Genomic DNA, 16,629 nt, shown 5'->3' with positions numbered 1-16,629 from the left:
GCCGCATGGGTTTTGTAGGAGCGGCTTCAGCCGCGAATGGCGGCCGTGCCCACATCCACCCAATCACGGCTAAAGCCGTTCCTACGGGATAGCGGCCGTGCCGCTTCCACCATTCGCGGCTAAAGCCGCTCCTACCGAATAGCGGTCGTGCCACCTCCCCCATTCGCGGCTGAAGCCGCTCCTACGGGATGGCGGCCGTGCCCGGCGTCCGCCATTCGCGGCTGAAGCCGCTCCTACAGCGGCGGCTACGCCGCCGGATGCAGCGCTTCGATCATCTCGGCGATGCGCATCGGCGCCGCCTCCGCGCCGCCCATCCGCGCCGCCAGCTCGGCGCAGGCATGCGCCACCGCCGGATCGGCGACCAGGTCGCGCAGCGTGCGGGCCCAGTCGCCGACCTTGGCATCGGGCTTCAGCCAGGCGCCGGCGCCGAGCCGCGCCAGCCGCACGCCGTTGTCGAACTGGTCATGGGCAAACGGCGCCACCAGCTGCGGCACGCCGGCCGCCAGGCCCTGCGCCAGCGTGCCGATGCCGCCGTGGTGGACGAAGGCCGCCAGCCGCGGCGCCAGCAGGTCGAACGGCACGTAAGCGACGTGGTGGGCGAACGGCGGCAGCCGCTCGGGCAGCTGGTCGCGGTAGGGCGTGACCAGCACCGCGCGGCGGCCGAGCGCGTCGCAGGCGGCCAGCGCGCGGGCGAAGTAATCGCGGCCGTGCGCCATGGCCGAGCCCGGCGTGATGCCGATCGGCGGCGGACCGTCCCGCAGGAAGCGCGTCAGCGCCGGATCGAGCACCGCGCCGGCGGCGGCGCCCCAGCGCGGGAAGCCGGTGGTGACGGTGTGCGGCGGCCAGTCCGCTTGCGGCGCGGCGAACCAGTCGGGAAAGGCGCAGATGACGCGGCCGGGCGAATTGCTCCACCGGCTGATGATGCGGCGCACCGGCGGCAAGCCCAGCTCGGCGCGGATCTCGTTGATGCCGGGCCGTACCACCGGGTCCAGCACCAGCCGCTCCACCGCCGACTGGAGGGCGCCCGCGGCCCACGGCGGCAACCGGCCGAGCCAGCCCATGCCGGGCCAGACCGGCGGCTCTTGGGCCGAGAACAGGCAGCTCGGCGACAGGTGCACGGTGGCGCCGGGCAGGCCCAGCTTTTCCTCGGCCAGCCGGCTGTGCCAGGCCAGCGTGCTGCCGACCAGCACCGTATCGGCCCCGGCCCGCCTGGCCAGCGCCCGGTAGCCGGCGCGCAGCTGCGGCTCGACGTGCTTCCACACGGTGGCGAAGGCGCGGCGCGGGTGCCACAGGTCGGGGTCGTCCACACTGCTGCGGTAGTCGTCGAGCGTGCCGAGCGGGATGCAGCCGAGGCCGGCCGCCTCGACCCGCTGCTGGAACCAGGCCGAGGTCAGCAGCTCGACACGGTGGCCGCGCTGCTTGAGCGCGCGGCCGATGGCGAGAAAGGGATAGACGTCGCCGGCGCTGCCGACGCAGGAGATCAGGATGTGCATGCGGGGAGCTTGGAAATGGAATTCGGCGGAACGCGAGCGTTCATGCGGGCATTTTCACCACCCAGGACGCGAAGGCCCGCCAAGGGAAACCGAGTACCGGACGAGCGCGGCACCGTAGGAGCGGCTTCAGCCGCGAATGGCTGGGCGGCCGCAATCGACGATTCGCGGCTGAAGCCGCTCCTACGAAGGCGCTGCCGACCATCGCGGCCATTGCGATGAATGATCCGACGGCCGAAATCGCGCACGCCGCTCATCGCCCGCCGCCCGGGAAGTTGTCGGCCGATTGCCGCATCAGGTGGATGAACACGTCCTCGAGCGCCGGCTCGCCGTGCTCGAAGCGCAGGCCGGCCCGTTCGCGGTAGGGCGCGACCGCCGCGGCCAGCCGCGCCTCGTCGGCGCCGCTGACGTGCAGCGCATTGCCGAAGCGCGTCACCATCTCCACGCCGGGCGCGGCTTCCAGCGCATCGGCCAGCTCGCCGGCGCCCTCGCCGGCGATGGTCCAGGTCGACAGCGCCGAGCCGCGCACCAGCTCGGCCGGCGTGCCCATCGCCAGCAGCCGGCCGTAGGCGATGTAGCCCAGCCGGTGGCAGCGCTCGGCCTCGTCCATGTAGTGGGTCGACACCAGCACGGTGATGCCCTGGCGGGCGAGGTGGTGGATCTCGTCCCAGAAGTCGCGCCGCGCCTTGGGGTCGACGCCGGCGGTGGGCTCGTCGAGCAGCAGCAGGCGCGGCTCGTGCAGCATGCAGGCGGCCAGCGCCAGCCGCTGCTTCCAGCCGCCCGACAGGCTGCCGGCCAGCTGCTTCTGGCGGCCCTCGAGGCCGAGCCGGCTCAAGGCCTGGTCGACCCGCTCGCGGCGCCGGTCCATGCCGTAGACGCGGGCGACGAAATCGAGGTTCTCGCGGATGCTGAGGTCGTCGTAGAGGCCGAAGCGCTGCGTCATGTAGCCGACCTCGCGCTTGATCGCGGCGGCCTCCTTCACCACGTCGTAGCCCAGCGTATGGCCCTGGCCGGCGTCAGGCGTGAGCAGGCCGCACATCATGCGGATCGAGGTGGTCTTGCCCGAGCCGTTGGGGCCGAGGAAGCCGTAGATCTCGCCGCGCCGCACCCGCATGCTGAGGCCGTCGACCACCGTCTTGTCGCCGTAGCGCTTGGTCAGGCCGGCCACGTCGATCACGTCGTCGGCGTTCGCCTGGCGCTCGGGCGCGCCCATGGCCGGGTCGACATGCCCGCTCATGGCGCCGCCGCCGGCGTCACGTCGAGCGGCAGGCCGGGCGGTAGCCGCGCGGCGTCGGCCGCCGCCAGCGGCGTCGCCTCGGCCAGGAACACCAGCTTGGCGCGGTTCTCCTTGCTGTAGATCAGCGGCGGGGTGAACTCGGCCTCGCGCGCCACGTAGCGCACCGTGGCGGCCACCGGCGCGCCGCAGCCGTCGCAGGCCAGGTTCACCCTGCTGCCGGGCCGCAATCGCGCGCGCGCCGGCTCGGGCACCCAGAAGCGCGCCTTCACCGCGCCGGGCGCCAGGAGGCTCAGCACCGGGCTGCCGGCCGGCACCCATTCGCCGACCCGGTAATAGCGTTCCTCCACCCGCGCAGCCAGCGGCGCCGCCACCGTCTTCTGCGCCAGCGTCCATTGCCGCTGCGCCAGCTGCGCCTCGGCCGCGGCGGTGCCGGCCTGCGCCGCGGCGCGGCTCGCCTCGCGGCCGGCCAGCCGGCCGGCGCGCAGCTGGGCCGCCATCTCGGTCACCTTGGCCGCATCGGCGTCGCGCCGCGCGCGCAGGGCGTCGAGATGGGCGCCGGAGACGAAGCCGGCGCGGGCCAGCTCGCCCTGCCGGCGCAGGTCGGATTCGGACTGCTTGAGCGCCGCCTGCGCGGCGGCCAGGCCGGCGGCGGTCACAGCCAGCTCGTCGGGCCGCTTGCCGCTGGCCAGGTCGTCGGCCTGCGCGCGCGCCTGCTCGGCCCGCGCCGCGGCCTCGCCGACGGCGGCGCGCTCGCTGTCCTGCTCGAGCCGGAACAAGGGCTGGCCGGCCGCCACCGTATCGCCGCGCTCGACCGCCAGCGCCGCCAGCCGGCCGCCGACCGGCGCCGCCAGCCGCACCGGCTCGGCCTCGACGTAGCCGTGCCACGCCGCCGGCTCGTCGCGCCCGCATCCCGCCAGGGCCAGCAGCAGGGCCGGCGCCATCCATTCAATTCGCATCGTGCTCGCTCCTCTCGCGCGCCAGCGCCTGCAACCCGGCCCAGGAAAACGTGGCGATATGCTCGGCCAGCTCGGCCACGCCGTCGGGCCGCTGGTAGAAGCCGGGCCGCACCTTGTCGACCAGCGCGCGCATGCCGACGTAGACCATGCTCTGTGCGACCACGCCGATGCCGGCGCGTGCGATCAGGTCCGGCTCGGCGGCCGGCCCGAACAGCTCGCGCAGCATGCCGAACAGCACGGCCGACTGCGGCTTGGTGAAGCGCTCGAACATCACGTCGAGCGCCGGCGTGGGGTTGGCCGCCTCGCGCACCATCAGGCTGGCGATGCGCGACGGGCTGGCCGGGTCGAGCATGCGCGCCACCAGCGCGCGCACGAAGGCGCGGAAGCGCAGCTCGAGCGGCTCGCCCGGCGCCGGGCTCGGCAGTGGCGCGTGCTGCAGCGCCAGTTGGGCGTGATGCTGCAGCACGGCCAGATAGAGCCCTTCCTTGCCGCCGAAGTGGTAGTTGATCGCCGACAGCCGTACGCCCGCGGCGACCGCGATATCGCGCACGCGCGCGGCGCGGAAGCCGGCTTCGAGGAAGACCCGGGTGGCGGCGTCGAGCAGCGCCTGGCGGGTTTCGTCGCCGACGGCGTGCTTGGGTGGGGGTTCGGTGGCCTGGAACATGGCAGGTTCTGGAAAAACTTTTCCATATTATTTGGAAAAACTTTTCCACCCGCAAGTTCTTCGGCTTCGCTCGAGAGCCGGGCCGGGGCTGGCCGCCATGCGCCGAGGCCGGATCGGCCCGGCGCGGAATGGCCAGGCCAGGCCTGCTGGGAGCGCCGGTATTCCTGCGGCGTCTGCCCGACCCGCTTCGAGAACGCGGTACTGAAATGGGCCTGGTCGAAGAAGCCCAGCGCCAGCTCGGCGAGCGGCGGCGGTTCGGCTTCGGCCAGCCGCGCCATCGCCTCCTGCAGCCGGAAGCGCTGGATCGCCCATTTCGGCGAGACGCCCACGTAGTTGCCGAACAGGCGCTGCAAGCCGCGCTCGGTGATGCCGAGCTGCTCGACCAGCGCGGCGACGCTCACCGGTCCGCGCTCGGCCGCCGCCGCCGCGATGGCCTGCTCGGCCAGGCCACCGGGCGACCGGCCCGGGCCGGCCCGCTTGCAACCCGGCCGGTCCGGCCGCATCTAACAGCCATCGCCCGAGCCCGGACCCCGCCATGCAACTGACTTGCCCCACTGCGGCACCGCCAACCGCATCCCCGACGCCCGCCTGAACGACGGCCCGCGCTGCGGCAGCTGCAAGGCCGCGCTGCTCGCCGGCGCGCCGATCGCGCTCGACGACGGCAATCTCGACGCATTCCTTGCCGCCAGCGACCGGCCGGTGCTGGTCGACTTCTGGGCGACCTGGTGCGGCCCCTGCCGCAGCATGGCGCCGCAGTTCGCCGAAGCCGCGCGGCAGCGGCCGGCGGTGCGCTTCGTCAAGGTCGACTCGGACCAGGCCGCGCGCGCCAGCCAGCGCTTCGGCATCCGCAGCGTGCCGACGCTGCTGCTGTTCGAAGCGGGCCGCGAGGTCGCCCGCATGTCCGGCGCGCTGCCGGCGGCGCAACTGCTGGCCTGGCTCGACGAGCAGCTGTCCTGAGCGATCGCAGACGCCCGGGATGGGATCGCGAACGTGGCGGTACGCGCCGCAGGAGCGGCTTCAGCCGCGAATCGCCGACCGTGCCACGGACTGCCAATTCGCGGCTGAAGCCGCTCCTACCGGGACGCTGCCGCCCATCGCTCCAGGCTTGCGGGCCGTGGCGCACTCCAGGGCAAACCGGCCCGGGCGGGCCGGCCGGCGCCGCGTGCTAGAATCCGCGGCTTCCCCGCCCGTTCCCGCCATGAAGCTGCTCGCGCTCGACACCTCCACCGAATACCTCTCGCTGGCCCTGCTGTGCGACGGCCAGGTACTGGCGCGCGACTGGCTGGCCCAGCAGCGCCATGCCGAACTGACGCTGCCCGAGATCCGCCGCCTGGTCGCCGAAGCCGGCATCGCGCTGGGCCAGCTCGACGGCCTGGCGCTGTCGATCGGCCCCGGCGGCTTCACCGGCCTGCGCATCGGCTGCGGCATCGCCCAGGGCCTGGCCTTCGGCCTCGATATCCCCACCGTGGGCATCAACACCCTGGCCGCGCTGGCCGCCGAGCAGACCGGGCCGCGCGTGCTGGCCGCGCTCGACGCGCGCATGGGCGAGTTCTACCTGGCGGCGCTGGAGCGCGACGGCGACGACTGGAAGGAAGTGGTGGCGACCACGGTGTGCGGCCCCGACGCGCTGCCCGAGCTGCCCGGCGGTAGCTGGCACGGCGTCGGCAGCGGCTTCAAGGTGGCCGGCGACGCGCTGCGCCAGCGCTACGGCAGCCAGCTCGCCGCGGCCGATGCCGAGGCGTTTCCGCACGCACGCGGCGTGCTGCGGCTGGCGCAGCGCGAGTTCGCCGCCGGCCGCGCGGTGGCCGCCGACCGGCTCGAGCTGCTCTACATCCGCGACAAGGTGGCGCTGAAGACCAGCGAACGCCCGCCGAAGCCGATCTGAAGCCCGAAACGGCGATGCCCGGCACGAGCCGGGCATCGGGGAAGACAGTGAAACCGTATGCGCGGGCGTTCAGCGCAGCGGGAAGGATTTGAAACCGAAGGTATCGAGGCCGGCGCCGGCCGGCAGTTCGACCACCTCGACCTCGCTGGAATCGACCAGTTCGACTTCGGCGGCGGCCCCGACCATGTTGAGGTCGACGCGCGAGGCGAGGTCGTAGCAGTAGAACTCGCGCACCGCGTCGAACATGCTGTAGCCGAGCGAGACGAAGGTCGGCTCGAGCGCCTTGAGCACCTGGCGCGCGCGGTCCGACGCCGCCGGGTCGTTCATGGCGACGAATTCGCGGCCGTCGAGGATGAAGCCGGCGCGCACCATGGCGTTCTCGATCATCACCCACATCATCCGACAGGTGTCGTAGGGCAGATTGAGATAGTCGAGATTGATGACGATGGCCAGACCGACGCTTCGAGTAAGCATGGTAAGAGAATGATTAAGTAGTGATATCGGTCCGGATTATGGGCAATGAATTCAATGTCATGCGCATACTTTCCCTACGATAGTCGTAATTTTTTCCTAAGCCTTTTTAGGACTGGAGTGCTTGATTTGCCGTGCTGGATCGCATTGGCTGGTTAGCCCCGCGCCCACCGGGAGAGGGTCGGGGCGAGGGCGCCGGTTGAGCATTCATTGACCCGCCTTCCATCCTGAACTGGCGTCCCTCGCCCTGGCCTCTCCCGGACGGAGAGGGTGAGGCCGCATCTCCCGCGCAGGATCGTTCAGCTCGCCATGCCGCGATGATTCAATCAAGCACTCGCACCGCCGACTCACCCAACTGTGCATAACGCCCTTCAAACCGCCGTGACCACCCCGTCCCCCGCCCTCCTCCGCCCCATCCTCGAAACCGACCTGCCGGCCATGGCCGCGCTCGAGGCCGAGCTGCAGTCCTTTCCCTGGACCGCCATGCAGTTCCTGCAATCGTGGGCCGACGGCCATCGCGGCTGGGTGGCGACCATCGGCGACGAGGTGGTCGGCTTCGCCGTCGTCAGCCAGGTGCTCGACGAAGCCTCGCTGCTCACGCTCGGCGTCGGCAGCCGCTGGCAGCGCCGCGGCATCGCCCGCCAGCTGGTGCAGCAGCTGGCTGACGAAGCGAGCGAACGCGGCGCGGCGGTGCTGCTGCTCGAGGTGCGCAAGGGCAACGCGGCGGCGCGCTCGCTGTACCGGCGCATGGGTTTTGTCGAGACCGGGCTGCGGCGCGGTTACTATCGGGCCGAGGAAGGCCGCGAGGACGCGGTGCTGATGACCTTGACGCTGGACGAGGGGGGACGATGAGCGAGGCAAGACAGGAGCTCGTGCTCGACGAACTGGGCCTGCTGCCGCTGTGGGTGCGGCGCGATCTGGTCGCGGCCGAGCGCGCCCGCGTGGCCGCATCGAACGACGCCGCCGCCTCGAACGATGCCGCGCAGCCGGCCCGGGCCGAAACCGCCGCGGCGCCGGCCGAAGCCATCGCAATGCCCGCTGCCGCGGAACCGCCGCCGCGGCCGATGCGCCAGACCGTGATCCCGGCCAGCGCGCCCGCCCCGGCGCCGGCCGCGGTCGCCGCCGCGAGCGGCAGCGTCGAGCGCGACCAGCGCGCGGCCGCCATCGCGGCGATGGACTGGGAGCAACTGCAGGCCGCCGTGGCCAGTTGCACCGCCTGCAGCCTGTGCAAGTCGCGCAACCGCACGGTGTTCGGCGTCGGCAATCCCGAGGCCGACTGGCTGATCGTCGGCGAGGCGCCCGGCGCCGAGGAGGACCGGCTGGGCGAGCCCTTCGTCGGCCAGGCCGGCAAGCTGCTCGACAGCATGCTGGCCTCGGTCGACCTGAACCGCCGCGACGGCGCCTTCATCCTCAACACGCTCAAGTGCCGGCCGCCACAGAACCGCAATCCGAATCCGGACGAGCTGGCGCTGTGCGCGCCCTTCCTGCACCGCCAGGTCGAACTGATCCGGCCCAAGGTGATCTTCGCGGTCGGCCGCTTCGCGGTGCAGACGCTGCTCGGCCGCGAGGCCAGCATCGCCAGCCTGCGCGGCAAGCGCCACGACTACCGCGGCGTGCCGGTGGTGGTCAGCTACCACCCGGCCTATCTGCTGCGCAATATGCCCGACAAGATCAAGGCCTGGCAGGACCTGCTGCTGGCGCGCCGGATGCTGGCCACCTCGGCGAACCGCCAGGCCGATACCGGCAGTTGAACGGAAGACGGTCGATCGAAGCGTTTTACCGCTGAGGACGCGGAGGGCAGCCGGGATGCAGGGCCTCGGCGTCCTCCGCGGTGAACGATCCGACAGGCAGGGTGGGCACGCCTCACCTGCCCACGCAGAGGCAAGCACTTGGGCAACCCCTGGCCCGCCCTACGGCGATGTCATGCCTGCCCGAACAGGTGCAGCCCATCGGCCGGCACCGCCACGTGCAGCACCCCGCCCACCTCGTGCGCATCGGCCAGCCACAGGTGGGCCGCCAGCAGCCCCATCCGCGCGCGCGGCGCGAAGCCAGCCGGGCAGAGCGCCCTGCCCGCCTCGTCGCACAGCTGCCAGTCGCCGCCCTGGCCGCGGCAATGCTCGGCCGCCTCGCGCTCGCTGCGGAAGCAGTGCAACGTGTTGGTCTCGAAGCAGAACGCATACACCATGATGGACTCCCGTCGTGGCCCGCCCGGCGCTAGCCGTCCAGCGCCGCCTCCAGCACCTCGATGAAGCGCGCGTTCTCGTGCGGCAGGCCGATCGAGACGCGCAGGCTGTCCCTCATACCATAGCTCGCCAGCGGCCGGATGATGACGCCGCGTTCCAGCATGTAGCGGTTGAGCAGCGCGCCGTCGCCGACGTGGAAGGTGACGAAGTTGCCGTAGCTCGGGATGAAGGGCAGGCCCAGCCGCACGAAGGCCTCGGTCAGCTGCTGCATGCCTGCGCGGTTGACGCGCACCGTCTCGCGCAGGAAGTCGAGGTCGTCCAGCGCCGCCACCGCGGCGGCCTGGGCCAGGCTGTTGACGTTGAACGGCTGGCGCACGCGGTTCATCAGGTCGGCCACCTCGGGCGCGGCCAGCGCGAAGCCGATGCGCAGGCCGGCCAGGCCATAGGCCTTGGACAGCGTGCGACTGACGATCAGGTTGGGGAAGCGGCGCAGCAGCGCGACCGAGTCGATGCGCTTCTCGGCCGGCAGGTATTCGCTGTAGGCCTCGTCCAGCACCACCAGCACGTTCGGCGGGCAGCGCTCCATGAACTCGACCAGGTCGCCGGGCCGGCACAGCGTACCGGTCGGGTTGTTCGGGTTGGCGATGAACACCAGCTTGGTCGAGGGCTCGATGGCGGCCAGCATGGCGTCGAGGTCGTGGCCGTACTCGACCGCGCGCACCTCGATGCCGCGCGCGCCGACCGCCTGCGTCGCCAGCGGGTAGACCGCGAACGAATACTGCGAGTACACCACCGAGTCGCCCGGCGCCAGGAAGGTGCGCGCGGCCAGTTCGAGGATGTCGTTCGAGCCGTTGCCGAGCACGATGCGTTCGGGCTCGACCGCGAAGCGGCGGGCGATCGCCGCCTTGAGCGCGAAGCCGTTGCCGTCCGGATAGCGCGCCAGCTCGTCGACCGCGGCCAGCATCGCGGCGCGCGCCTTGGGGCCGAGGCCGAGCGGGTTCTCGTTGGAGGCGAGCTTGACGATGCCGGCCTCGTCGAGCCCCAGCTCGCGCGCGAGCTCGGCGATCGGCTTGCCGGGTTGGTAGGGCGCGATGGCGCGGATGTGGGCGGGGGCGAGGTCGGCGAGGGACATGGCGCTTCGGTCGGATGGGTAGAGAGAGGCCGAAGCATAGGGCAGCCGCGCGCGGCGCGGGAAGCGGGCTTGCGGGCGCCTACCGCGGCGATGACACAGGTCGATCGGTCGCTACCGCGACTGCCGTCGATCGACACGCGATGCGAGCGGTAGGTCGCGGACCTCAGTCCGACAGCGACTTCGATCGACGGCGCCGTCGGACTGAAGTCCGACCTACGAGAACCAGTAGGCCTCTTGCAGAAGCGGCTTCAGCCGCGAATGGCCGGCAGCGCTCCTGCGCCCATTCGCGGCTGAAGCCGCTCCTGCAAGGCGCATTCCTGCGGGCAAGGCAGGCTCAGCCGCGCGCGAACGCCACCTTGGCGCTCCAGTCGCCGTCCGGCGCCCGGTGCGCGCGCATCTTGTCGAGCAGTTCCTCGGCCGTATCGGCCACCACGAACAGCGACAGGTGGCCGCTGCGGACGAAGCCCTCGGCCTCGGCATGGCGCACCCAGGCCAGCAGCGGGTCGAAATAGCCGGCGACGTTCAAGAGGCCGATCGGCTTGCCGTGCAGGTGCAGCTGCGCCCAGGTCAGGATCTCGAACAGCTCGTCCAGCGTGCCGAAGCCGCCCGGCAGCGCGACGAAGCCGTCGGCGCGCTCGGCCATCAGCGCCTTGCGGGTATGCATGCTGTCCACCTGGATCATCTCGGTCGAGCCCGGGTGCGCCAGCTCCTTCTCGACCATGAAGGCCGGGATCACGCCGAGCGTGCTGCCGCCGCCGGCCAGCGCGGCATCGGCCACCACGCCCATCAGGCCGACCCGGCCGCCGCCCAGACCAGTTGCAGCGACTGCGCCGCCAGCGTGCGGCCCAGCTCGGCCGCGGCGTCGCGGTAGACCTCGCGCTTGCCGAAGGCGGCGCCGCAGAATACGCAGATCGATTTCATGTGCTGCTTTCCTCCAAAAGAAACAGGCCCGGCCGCGGCAATGCCACGGCCGGGCCTCGTCGGCCGACGCCTACTGGTAGCCGGCGACGAAATCGCCGAGCGACAGCCGGTAGCCGGCGCCGACCGCCTTGAAGTGCCATTCGCCGTCCTTGCGGAACAGCGAGCCGAACTGCACCGCCGTCTCGTTCGAGAAGGTGGTGTCGAGCGCGTAGCCGGCGATCAGCGCGCCGGTGGCATCGTCGTACAGGTGGATGAAGGCGTTGCTGATCTGGCCCAGGCTCTGCCGCCGCTCGACCGCCTCATGCAGCGTCACCACGAAGGAGATCTCGGCCGCGTCGGCGTCGATCTTGCCGAGGTCGACCCGCAGCGTCTCGTCGTCGCCCTCGCCCGCACCGGTGCGGTTGTCGCCGCTGTGGGCGACGGCGCCGTTGGGCGTGGCCAGGTTGTTGTAGAACACCAGGTGCGAATCCGAGATCAGCTTGGGCTCGCCGGCCGCATTGAGCCGGCAGACGAAGGCCGATACGTCGAGGTCGAACGGCTGGCCGTTGTACAGCGCCGGCGCGTCCCAGCCCAGGCCGACGCGCACCCGCTTGAGCGAGGGCGCGCTCTTGGACAGGTTGATGCCCTGCCCCTTGCTCAGTTGGATCGCCATGGCCGTCGCCTTACTGGTAGCCGGCCACGAAGTCGCCGAGCGACAGCCGGTAGCCGGCGCCGACCGCCTTGAAGTGCCACTGGCCGTCCTTCTTGTAGAGCGAGCCGAACTGCGCCGAGGTCTCGTTGGAGAAGGTGGCGTCGAGGTCGTACTCGGCCACCACCGCACCGGTCACGTCGTCGTACAGCTTGATGTAGGCGTTGTCGACCTGGCCGAAGTTCTGGCCGCGCTCGGCGCCCTCGTGGATGGTGACGATGAAGGAAATCTCGGCCGCCTCGGCATCGATCTTGGCCAGGTCGACCAGCACCGTCTCGTCGTCGCCCTCGCCCACGCCGGTGCGGTTGTCGCCCTTGTGGACCACGCCGCCGCTCGGGTGGAGAGGTTGTTGTAGAAGATGAAGTGCGCGTCCGAGATCAGCTTGGGCTCGCCCGCGGCGTTGAGCCGGCAGACGAACACCGAGCAGTCGATGTCGAAGTCGGTGCCGCCGCCCTGCTTGCGGTTCCAGCCCAGGCCCATGCGGATGCGGCTCAGGCCCGGGGCGGTCTTGGCCAGGTTGATGCCCTGGCCCTTGGTCAGGTTGATTGCCATCGGTTTCTCCGGAAATGTCGGGATGGGGATGTCGGGATCAGATCAGCTTGAGCGCCTGCGCCTCGATGTCGTGCCAGGTGCGGCCGTCGACCGGCTGGCCGATCGCGGTGCAATGCCAGTCGCCGTCGGCGCCGCGGCTCACCTTCATCAGGATCAGGCCGGTATGGCTGCCGGCGGCCTCGTTACTGAGGTCGTAGCGCGCCAGTTCGACGCCCTGGTCGTTGACCACGCGGCAGTAGGCGTTCTTCACCTTGTCGAAGCGCTGGCCGGTGAAGCTGTTCACCGTGAACACCAGGTGCTGGAAGCGCGCGTCGAGCCGGTCGAACTGCACCGTGATGGTCTCGTCGTCGCCGGCGCCCTCGCCGGTGCGGTTGTCGCCCGAGTGGCGCACCGAGTTGTCGGGCAGGTGCAGGCGGCGGAACCACACCGCCTCGCACTTGCCGGCGCCGTCGATCAGCACACAGGACGCGTCGAGGTCGATGTCGCCGGAGAACATCGAGAACAGGCCGCCCTTGGTGTCCCAGCCGAGGCCCATGCTGACGCCGGCCAGCGGGCGCTTGTTCTCCTTGCTCAGGTTGATCGTCTGCTTCTTGCTCAGGTTGATCGCCATGGATGCCTCCTGGTTCAGGCCACGGCCGCAGCCGCGGCCTTGCGGTTGTGATGGATCGACGACACCAGTGCCAGACCGATGAAGCCGGCGCCGATCAGACCGGTGACGACCTCGGAAATTTCATGGAAGGTGCCGACGAACATGATGGTGGCCAGCGCGCCGATCGCGTAGAAGGCGCCGTGCTCGAGGTAGCGGAACTGCTCGAGCGTGCCCTTCTCGACGAACATGATGGTGAGCGAGCGCACGAACATGGCGCCGATGCCGAGGCCGATGGCGATGATGAAGATGTTGTTGGACAGCGCGAAGGCGCCGATCACGCCGTCGAAGCTGAAGCTGGCATCGAGCACCTCGAGGTAGAGGAAGGCCGACAGGCCGGTGCGCGCCACCATGCCGGCGTCGCCCGGTTCCTCGGTCTCGAGCAGCGCGGCGAAGCCGTCGACCACGATGTAGGCGACCACGCCGGCGATCGCCGCCAGGATGAACTCGATGCGCTCGTGCGCGCCGAGCCAGGTCGAGATCAGGTAGACCGCCGTCAGGCAGACCGCGATCTCGGCCGCCTGCACCCGGCCGATCTTGGTCAGCGGCTTCTCGATCACGGCGATCCAATGCACGTCCTTCTCGCGGTCGAGGAAGAACTTGAGGAACACCATCATCAGGAAGGCGCCGCCGAAGCCGGCCACCAGCACGTGGGCCGAGGTCAGCGTGGCGGCGTACTGGTCGGGCTTGCCGACCGCCAGCATCAGCGCATCCCACGGGTTGAGGTGGGCGATCACCGCCACGATCAGCACCGGGAACACCACCCGCATGCCGAACACGGCGATCAGCATGCCCCAGGTGATGAAGCGCTTGCGCCAGACCTCGTCCATGTCCTTGAGCACGGTGGCGTTGACCACCGCGTTGTCGAAGGACAGCGAGACCTCGAGCACCGACAGGATGGCGGCGATGAAGGCGGCCTTGGGCCCGCCGAGCATCCAGGCGGCGATCAGGCCGGCCGCGGAGAAGAGGAAGGACCCCTTGAAGAAACGGAACAGAGTAGACATGCAGCTCCCTTAGCGAGCCTGTCGATTGCAGGCGTTAGTTGTCAATAATCTGAAGCACAGGCCCCGGCAAAGCCGGGCGCCAACGGTCCGCGTGGACTCATAGGCAATGGCTCTCCCTGATTCACCCCGCCCTCGCCGCCCCGGGCTCCCCGTCGGCGGTCCCCCGCGACGTCGAAGACTTTGCGGGGGACCGCCGACGGGGTGGACCAGAGGGAGCCTCGCTGGCGCTCGTTCGCACTTCGTACGCATTCATGCTGAAACGACTGGCGATGGCAGGAAACACGGGGCCTTACATCTTGCCGGCCAGCCGGGTGGTCAGTTCCTGCTTCATCTGGCCGAGCCGCACCGCCGCGTCGGCGCGCTTCTGCTCGCCGTCCGCCTGGATGCGGGCGACTTCCTCGAAGGTCGAGATCAGCGTGCTCTGCACCGACTCGAGCGTCTCGATGTCGACGATCGCGCGCTGGTTGGCGCGCGCGGTCGAGAGGCTGTTCTGCCGCAGCATCTCGGCGTTGTTGCGCAGGAATTCGTTGGTGGTGTCGTCGATCTTGGTCGCCAGCTCGACCGACTTCTTCTGCTCGATCAGGGCGATCGCCAGCGTGAACTGCTTCTTCCAGGCCGGGATGGTCAGCGCCTTGATGTTGTGGAACTTCTCCACCAGCATCTGGTTGTTCGACTGCACCAGCCGGATCATCGGCGCGGTCTGCACCGCCACCGTCTGCATCACGCGCAGGTCGTGCACGCGCTTGTCGAAGCGCTGGATCAGGTCGGCGAAGTCGGCGATCGCCTGCGCCTGCATCGGGTCGGCCGCATCGGGGCGGGCGCGCATCGCGTCGAGCTCAGCCCGCATCTCCTCCAGCTTCACCTCGCCGGCGATCACGTGGTTGGACAGGCCGTAGTATTCCTGCACGTTGAGCGCGTAGACCTTCTCCAGGTCCTGGGTGCGCCGCACCAGCTTCTGCTGCTGGCCGTCGATCTCCACCACGATCTTGTCGATCTGCTTGGCCAGCGTCTCGAAGCGGCCGAGCAGCTTTTCCTTCTTGAGCTTGAAGTTGTCGATCAGGCCGCCGATCAGCGGGATCTTCGAGCCGCTCTCGCGCAGGTCCGACAGGTTCACGCCCTTGGCCAGCACCACGATCTCGGTCAGCTTGTCGCCGACGCCTTCCATATTGCCGCTGCGCACCTGGGCCAGCATGTCGTCGGAGTACTGCGCGACCTTCTCGCCGGCCGCCTTGCCGAAGCCGACCACCGCCTGCGGCTGGCGCGGATCGAAGCCGGACAGGATCTGGCGCACGTTGCGCTCGACTTCGGCCGGGTCGGAACCGGCCTGCACCAGCTCGTCGCGGCGGGCGGCGATGGCGGCGGCGATCGGATCGCCCTGGGCCAGCGTGGCGGACGCCAGGCCGGCGGCCGTGGCCGGCTGCGCCATCGGCAGCGGCGGCGGCATGATGGGCGCGGCGGCGACCGGCAGAACCGACTGCGACAGCGTCGGCTCGGGCTGCGCCACCGGTGCGGGCGCGGACTGCTGCTGATCGAGCTGGTGAGCGGAGATCGGCTTGAACGTCACTTGAACAACTCCTCCATGGGCTTGCGCAGGCTGGCCTGAATCTCGACCAGGCGATCGAACAGGCTGCCGTCGTCGGATTCGGGCAGGGCCAGCGCGGTGATGAATTGCTGCTTCCAGGCGGGCAACAGGACGTCGATCATATCGCCGAACCGGTTGAGCGTAGCGTGCAGGTTGCGCTGCGTCAGCCGCAGCTGCGGCAGCGTGAGCAGCGTGGTGTGGCGCAGCAGGCGCAGGTTGTCGAGCTTGCGCCGCCATTGCGCGGCGGCGTCCTCGAGCGCGTCGACCGCCTGGCGCGCGAACGGATCGGTCACGCCGGCCAGCGCGGCGCGGCGCGCGGGCAGCTCGGCCTCGGTCTGGCGCAGCCGCAGGTGGGCCGCCGCGAGGTGCACGGTCAGGAGCTCGAACACCGTCTCGTTGCGCGCGTACAGCGTGCCGAACTCGGCCAGCCGCTGGCCCAGCGCGGCCAGGTCGGCGCGGGTGCCGGCGATCTCGCGCTCGATCGCGCCGCCGGCAGCCTCGAACTCGGCCCGCAGCGCGGCGCGGCGGGCGTCGCGGCCCTTCCACCAGTCGGCCAGCCGGCCGCTGACCGAATGGCTGTCGAGCGCATCGAGGTCGATGCCGCGCACGATCTCGAGCATGCGCCGGCTGGCCGCCTGCAGCCGGCCGATGGCGCCGTCGCCGATCTTGCGGGCCAGCTCGTCCTGCAGCTGGCGCAGCGTCTCGGCCACGTCCGAGGCGTAGCGGGTCTGGTAGACCGCATCGTCGAAGCGGATCTCGGCCGCCATCATGCGGATACGCTGCAGGGTCGGGTCGTCGGGCGTGAAATCGGCGCAATCGCAGTCGGCCAGCGCGGCCCGGGTCGCTTCGCGCCATTGCGCGTCGATCGCCTCGGCGGTCACCGCGCGATCGGCGAACAGCACGCGCGGCGGCACCGGTCGCGGCGCAGCCTCGCGGGCGGGCAGGTGGTGGAAGGTCTGGACGGCTGCGGCAGCCTGCGCTGCGGCAGCCGCAGGTGCGGTGCCCTGCGGCGCAGCGGGCGTGGTCGACGTTGCGCCGGCCGGGAACATGGCGGCCGGGCCTGCCGCAGCCGGCGCGGCGGGCTTCGGGGCCTGATCGTGGAAGGTGCGGATCGCGGGATCGGCGGCCGGCTCGGATGGAGCCGGGCGATTCACGTCGTGAAAGGTCTTCACCATGGCGGCATTATCGGCGATCTGGCCGGCCGCGCCATGACGACGT

18 protein-coding genes and 2 pseudogenes are annotated in these 16,629 nt (G+C 70.6%); 4 read left to right on the top strand and 16 right to left on the bottom strand.

Annotation, left to right across the window (positions count from 1 at the left end; translation table 11 throughout):
- Positions 1 to 245: 245 nt before the first annotated feature.
- The 5 genes and pseudogenes from H9L41_RS08070 to H9L41_RS26095 all read right to left on the bottom strand — a co-directional run.
- A complete protein-coding gene (locus H9L41_RS08070; protein WP_051319060.1) occupies positions 246 to 1,493 on the bottom strand; it encodes a glycosyltransferase in 1,248 nt (415 codons plus the stop codon).
- A gap of 250 nt (positions 1,494 to 1,743) precedes the next feature.
- Positions 1,744 to 2,727: an ABC transporter ATP-binding protein gene (locus H9L41_RS08065; RefSeq protein ID WP_084300300.1), complete on the bottom strand. Its 984-nt coding sequence runs from the start codon at positions 2,725 to 2,727 to the stop codon at positions 1,744 to 1,746.
- Positions 2,724 to 3,683, bottom strand: a complete 960-nt coding sequence (locus H9L41_RS24450) for an HlyD family secretion protein (RefSeq protein ID WP_034607086.1) — start codon at positions 3,681 to 3,683, stop codon at positions 2,724 to 2,726. Before H9L41_RS24450 ends, H9L41_RS08065 begins: the two co-directional genes overlap by 4 nt.
- A complete protein-coding gene (locus tag H9L41_RS08060) occupies positions 3,673 to 4,347 on the bottom strand; it encodes a CerR family C-terminal domain-containing protein (protein ID WP_051319059.1) in 675 nt (224 codons plus the stop codon). Before H9L41_RS08060 ends, H9L41_RS24450 begins: the two co-directional genes overlap by 11 nt.
- A 188-nt stretch (positions 4,348 to 4,535) precedes the next feature.
- Positions 4,536 to 4,850: pseudogene (locus H9L41_RS26095) on the bottom strand (helix-turn-helix domain-containing protein); the annotation flags it as partial.
- Between the two features lie 43 nt (positions 4,851 to 4,893).
- Between H9L41_RS26095 and trxC the strand changes: the two are divergent.
- Positions 4,894 to 5,304: a thioredoxin TrxC gene (gene trxC / locus H9L41_RS08050; RefSeq protein WP_187523750.1), complete on the top strand. Its 411-nt coding sequence runs from the start codon at positions 4,894 to 4,896 to the stop codon at positions 5,302 to 5,304.
- A 241-nt stretch (positions 5,305 to 5,545) separates the two neighbouring features.
- Complete coding sequence (tsaB, locus tag H9L41_RS08045) at positions 5,546 to 6,232, top strand: tRNA (adenosine(37)-N6)-threonylcarbamoyltransferase complex dimerization subunit type 1 TsaB (RefSeq protein ID WP_028446473.1); 687 nt, start codon at positions 5,546 to 5,548, stop codon at positions 6,230 to 6,232.
- Between the two features lie 69 nt (positions 6,233 to 6,301).
- Here tsaB and H9L41_RS08040 read toward each other — a convergent pair whose 3' ends face one another.
- Positions 6,302 to 6,706 (bottom strand): hypothetical protein, encoded by a 405-nt coding sequence (locus tag H9L41_RS08040; protein WP_157461995.1) that lies wholly within the window; start codon positions 6,704 to 6,706, stop codon positions 6,302 to 6,304.
- Positions 6,707 to 7,084: 378 nt separating this feature from the next.
- On the opposite strand from H9L41_RS08040, the gene rimI reads away from it, so the two are divergent.
- Both rimI and H9L41_RS08030 read left to right on the top strand, forming a co-directional pair.
- On the top strand, positions 7,085 to 7,555 hold the full coding sequence (gene rimI / locus H9L41_RS08035; RefSeq protein ID WP_028446471.1) for a ribosomal protein S18-alanine N-acetyltransferase: 471 nt from the start codon (positions 7,085 to 7,087) through the stop codon (positions 7,553 to 7,555).
- Entirely contained in the window at positions 7,552 to 8,454 is a 903-nt protein-coding gene (locus H9L41_RS08030) for a uracil-DNA glycosylase (protein WP_028446470.1), read from the top strand. Before rimI ends, H9L41_RS08030 begins: the two co-directional genes overlap by 4 nt.
- A 170-nt stretch (positions 8,455 to 8,624) precedes the next feature.
- On the opposite strand, the gene H9L41_RS08025 is transcribed toward H9L41_RS08030, so the two are convergent.
- The 10 genes and pseudogenes from H9L41_RS08025 to H9L41_RS07985 all read right to left on the bottom strand — a co-directional run bounded on the left by H9L41_RS08025 (position 8,625) and on the right by H9L41_RS07985 (position 16,586).
- A complete protein-coding gene (locus H9L41_RS08025; protein WP_028446469.1) occupies positions 8,625 to 8,888 on the bottom strand; it encodes a hypothetical protein in 264 nt (87 codons plus the stop codon).
- Positions 8,889 to 8,917: 29 nt separating this feature from the next.
- Complete coding sequence (hisC, locus tag H9L41_RS08020; RefSeq protein WP_028446468.1) at positions 8,918 to 10,018, bottom strand: histidinol-phosphate transaminase; 1,101 nt, start codon at positions 10,016 to 10,018, stop codon at positions 8,918 to 8,920.
- 334 nt (positions 10,019 to 10,352) lie between these two features.
- Complete coding sequence (locus H9L41_RS08015; RefSeq protein WP_308419628.1) at positions 10,353 to 10,805, bottom strand: LOG family protein; 453 nt, start codon at positions 10,803 to 10,805, stop codon at positions 10,353 to 10,355.
- Positions 10,805 to 10,939, bottom strand: a complete 135-nt coding sequence (locus H9L41_RS25645) for a hypothetical protein (RefSeq protein ID WP_308419627.1) — start codon at positions 10,937 to 10,939, stop codon at positions 10,805 to 10,807. The genes H9L41_RS08015 and H9L41_RS25645 overlap by 1 nt, the downstream gene beginning before the upstream one ends.
- 70 nt (positions 10,940 to 11,009) lie before the next feature.
- Positions 11,010 to 11,591, bottom strand: coding sequence for a TerD family protein (locus H9L41_RS08010; RefSeq protein ID WP_028446466.1), 582 nt, complete (start codon positions 11,589 to 11,591; stop codon positions 11,010 to 11,012).
- Positions 11,592 to 11,601: 10 nt separating this feature from the next.
- Positions 11,602 to 12,179, bottom strand: a pseudogene (locus H9L41_RS08005) (TerD family protein).
- 37 nt (positions 12,180 to 12,216) lie between these two features.
- Positions 12,217 to 12,789, bottom strand: a complete 573-nt coding sequence (locus tag H9L41_RS08000) for a TerD family protein (RefSeq protein ID WP_028446464.1) — start codon at positions 12,787 to 12,789, stop codon at positions 12,217 to 12,219.
- 14 nt (positions 12,790 to 12,803) lie between these two features.
- On the bottom strand, positions 12,804 to 13,829 hold the full coding sequence (locus tag H9L41_RS07995) for a DUF475 domain-containing protein (RefSeq protein ID WP_028446463.1): 1,026 nt from the start codon (positions 13,827 to 13,829) through the stop codon (positions 12,804 to 12,806).
- A gap of 289 nt (positions 13,830 to 14,118) precedes the next feature.
- Positions 14,119 to 15,393: a toxic anion resistance protein gene (locus tag H9L41_RS07990; RefSeq protein ID WP_051319057.1), complete on the bottom strand. Its 1,275-nt coding sequence runs from the start codon at positions 15,391 to 15,393 to the stop codon at positions 14,119 to 14,121.
- A complete protein-coding gene (locus H9L41_RS07985) occupies positions 15,390 to 16,586 on the bottom strand; it encodes a toxic anion resistance protein (protein WP_028446462.1) in 1,197 nt (398 codons plus the stop codon). The genes H9L41_RS07990 and H9L41_RS07985 overlap by 4 nt, the downstream gene beginning before the upstream one ends.
- Positions 16,587 to 16,629: the final 43 nt, after the last annotated feature.

Origin of the sequence: Chitinimonas koreensis (assembly GCF_014353015.1) — a bacterium.
Lineage (GTDB): Bacteria > Pseudomonadota > Gammaproteobacteria > Burkholderiales > Chitinimonadaceae > Chitinimonas > Chitinimonas koreensis.
The sequence above is the reverse complement of the archived record's forward strand: the minus strand, read 5'-3'. Positions and strand labels throughout refer to the sequence as shown.

Coding starts and splice junctions, on each gene's coding strand:
- H9L41_RS08070 (WP_051319060.1), bottom strand. CDS start 1,493: ATGCACATCCTGATCTCCTGCGTCGGCAGCGCCGGCGACGTCTATCCC.
- H9L41_RS08065 (WP_084300300.1), bottom strand. CDS start 2,727: ATGAGCGGGCATGTCGACCCGGCCATGGGCGCGCCCGAGCGCCAGGCG.
- H9L41_RS24450 (WP_034607086.1), bottom strand. CDS start 3,683: ATGCGAATTGAATGGATGGCGCCGGCCCTGCTGCTGGCCCTGGCGGGA.
- H9L41_RS08060 (WP_051319059.1), bottom strand. CDS start 4,347: ATGTTCCAGGCCACCGAACCCCCACCCAAGCACGCCGTCGGCGACGAA.
- tsaB (WP_028446473.1), top strand. CDS start 5,546: ATGAAGCTGCTCGCGCTCGACACCTCCACCGAATACCTCTCGCTGGCC.
- H9L41_RS08040 (WP_157461995.1), bottom strand. CDS start 6,706: ATGCTTACTCGAAGCGTCGGTCTGGCCATCGTCATCAATCTCGACTAT.
- H9L41_RS08030 (WP_028446470.1), top strand. CDS start 7,552: ATGAGCGAGGCAAGACAGGAGCTCGTGCTCGACGAACTGGGCCTGCTG.
- H9L41_RS08025 (WP_028446469.1), bottom strand. CDS start 8,888: ATGGTGTATGCGTTCTGCTTCGAGACCAACACGTTGCACTGCTTCCGC.
- hisC (WP_028446468.1), bottom strand. CDS start 10,018: ATGTCCCTCGCCGACCTCGCCCCCGCCCACATCCGCGCCATCGCGCCC.
- H9L41_RS08015 (WP_308419628.1), bottom strand. CDS start 10,805: ATGGGCGTGGTGGCCGATGCCGCGCTGGCCGGCGGCGGCAGCACGCTC.
- H9L41_RS25645 (WP_308419627.1), bottom strand. CDS start 10,939: ATGAAATCGATCTGCGTATTCTGCGGCGCCGCCTTCGGCAAGCGCGAG.
- H9L41_RS08010 (WP_028446466.1), bottom strand. CDS start 11,591: ATGGCGATCCAACTGAGCAAGGGGCAGGGCATCAACCTGTCCAAGAGC.
- H9L41_RS08000 (WP_028446464.1), bottom strand. CDS start 12,789: ATGGCGATCAACCTGAGCAAGAAGCAGACGATCAACCTGAGCAAGGAG.
- H9L41_RS07995 (WP_028446463.1), bottom strand. CDS start 13,829: ATGTCTACTCTGTTCCGTTTCTTCAAGGGGTCCTTCCTCTTCTCCGCG.
- H9L41_RS07985 (WP_028446462.1), bottom strand. CDS start 16,586: ATGGTGAAGACCTTTCACGACGTGAATCGCCCGGCTCCATCCGAGCCG.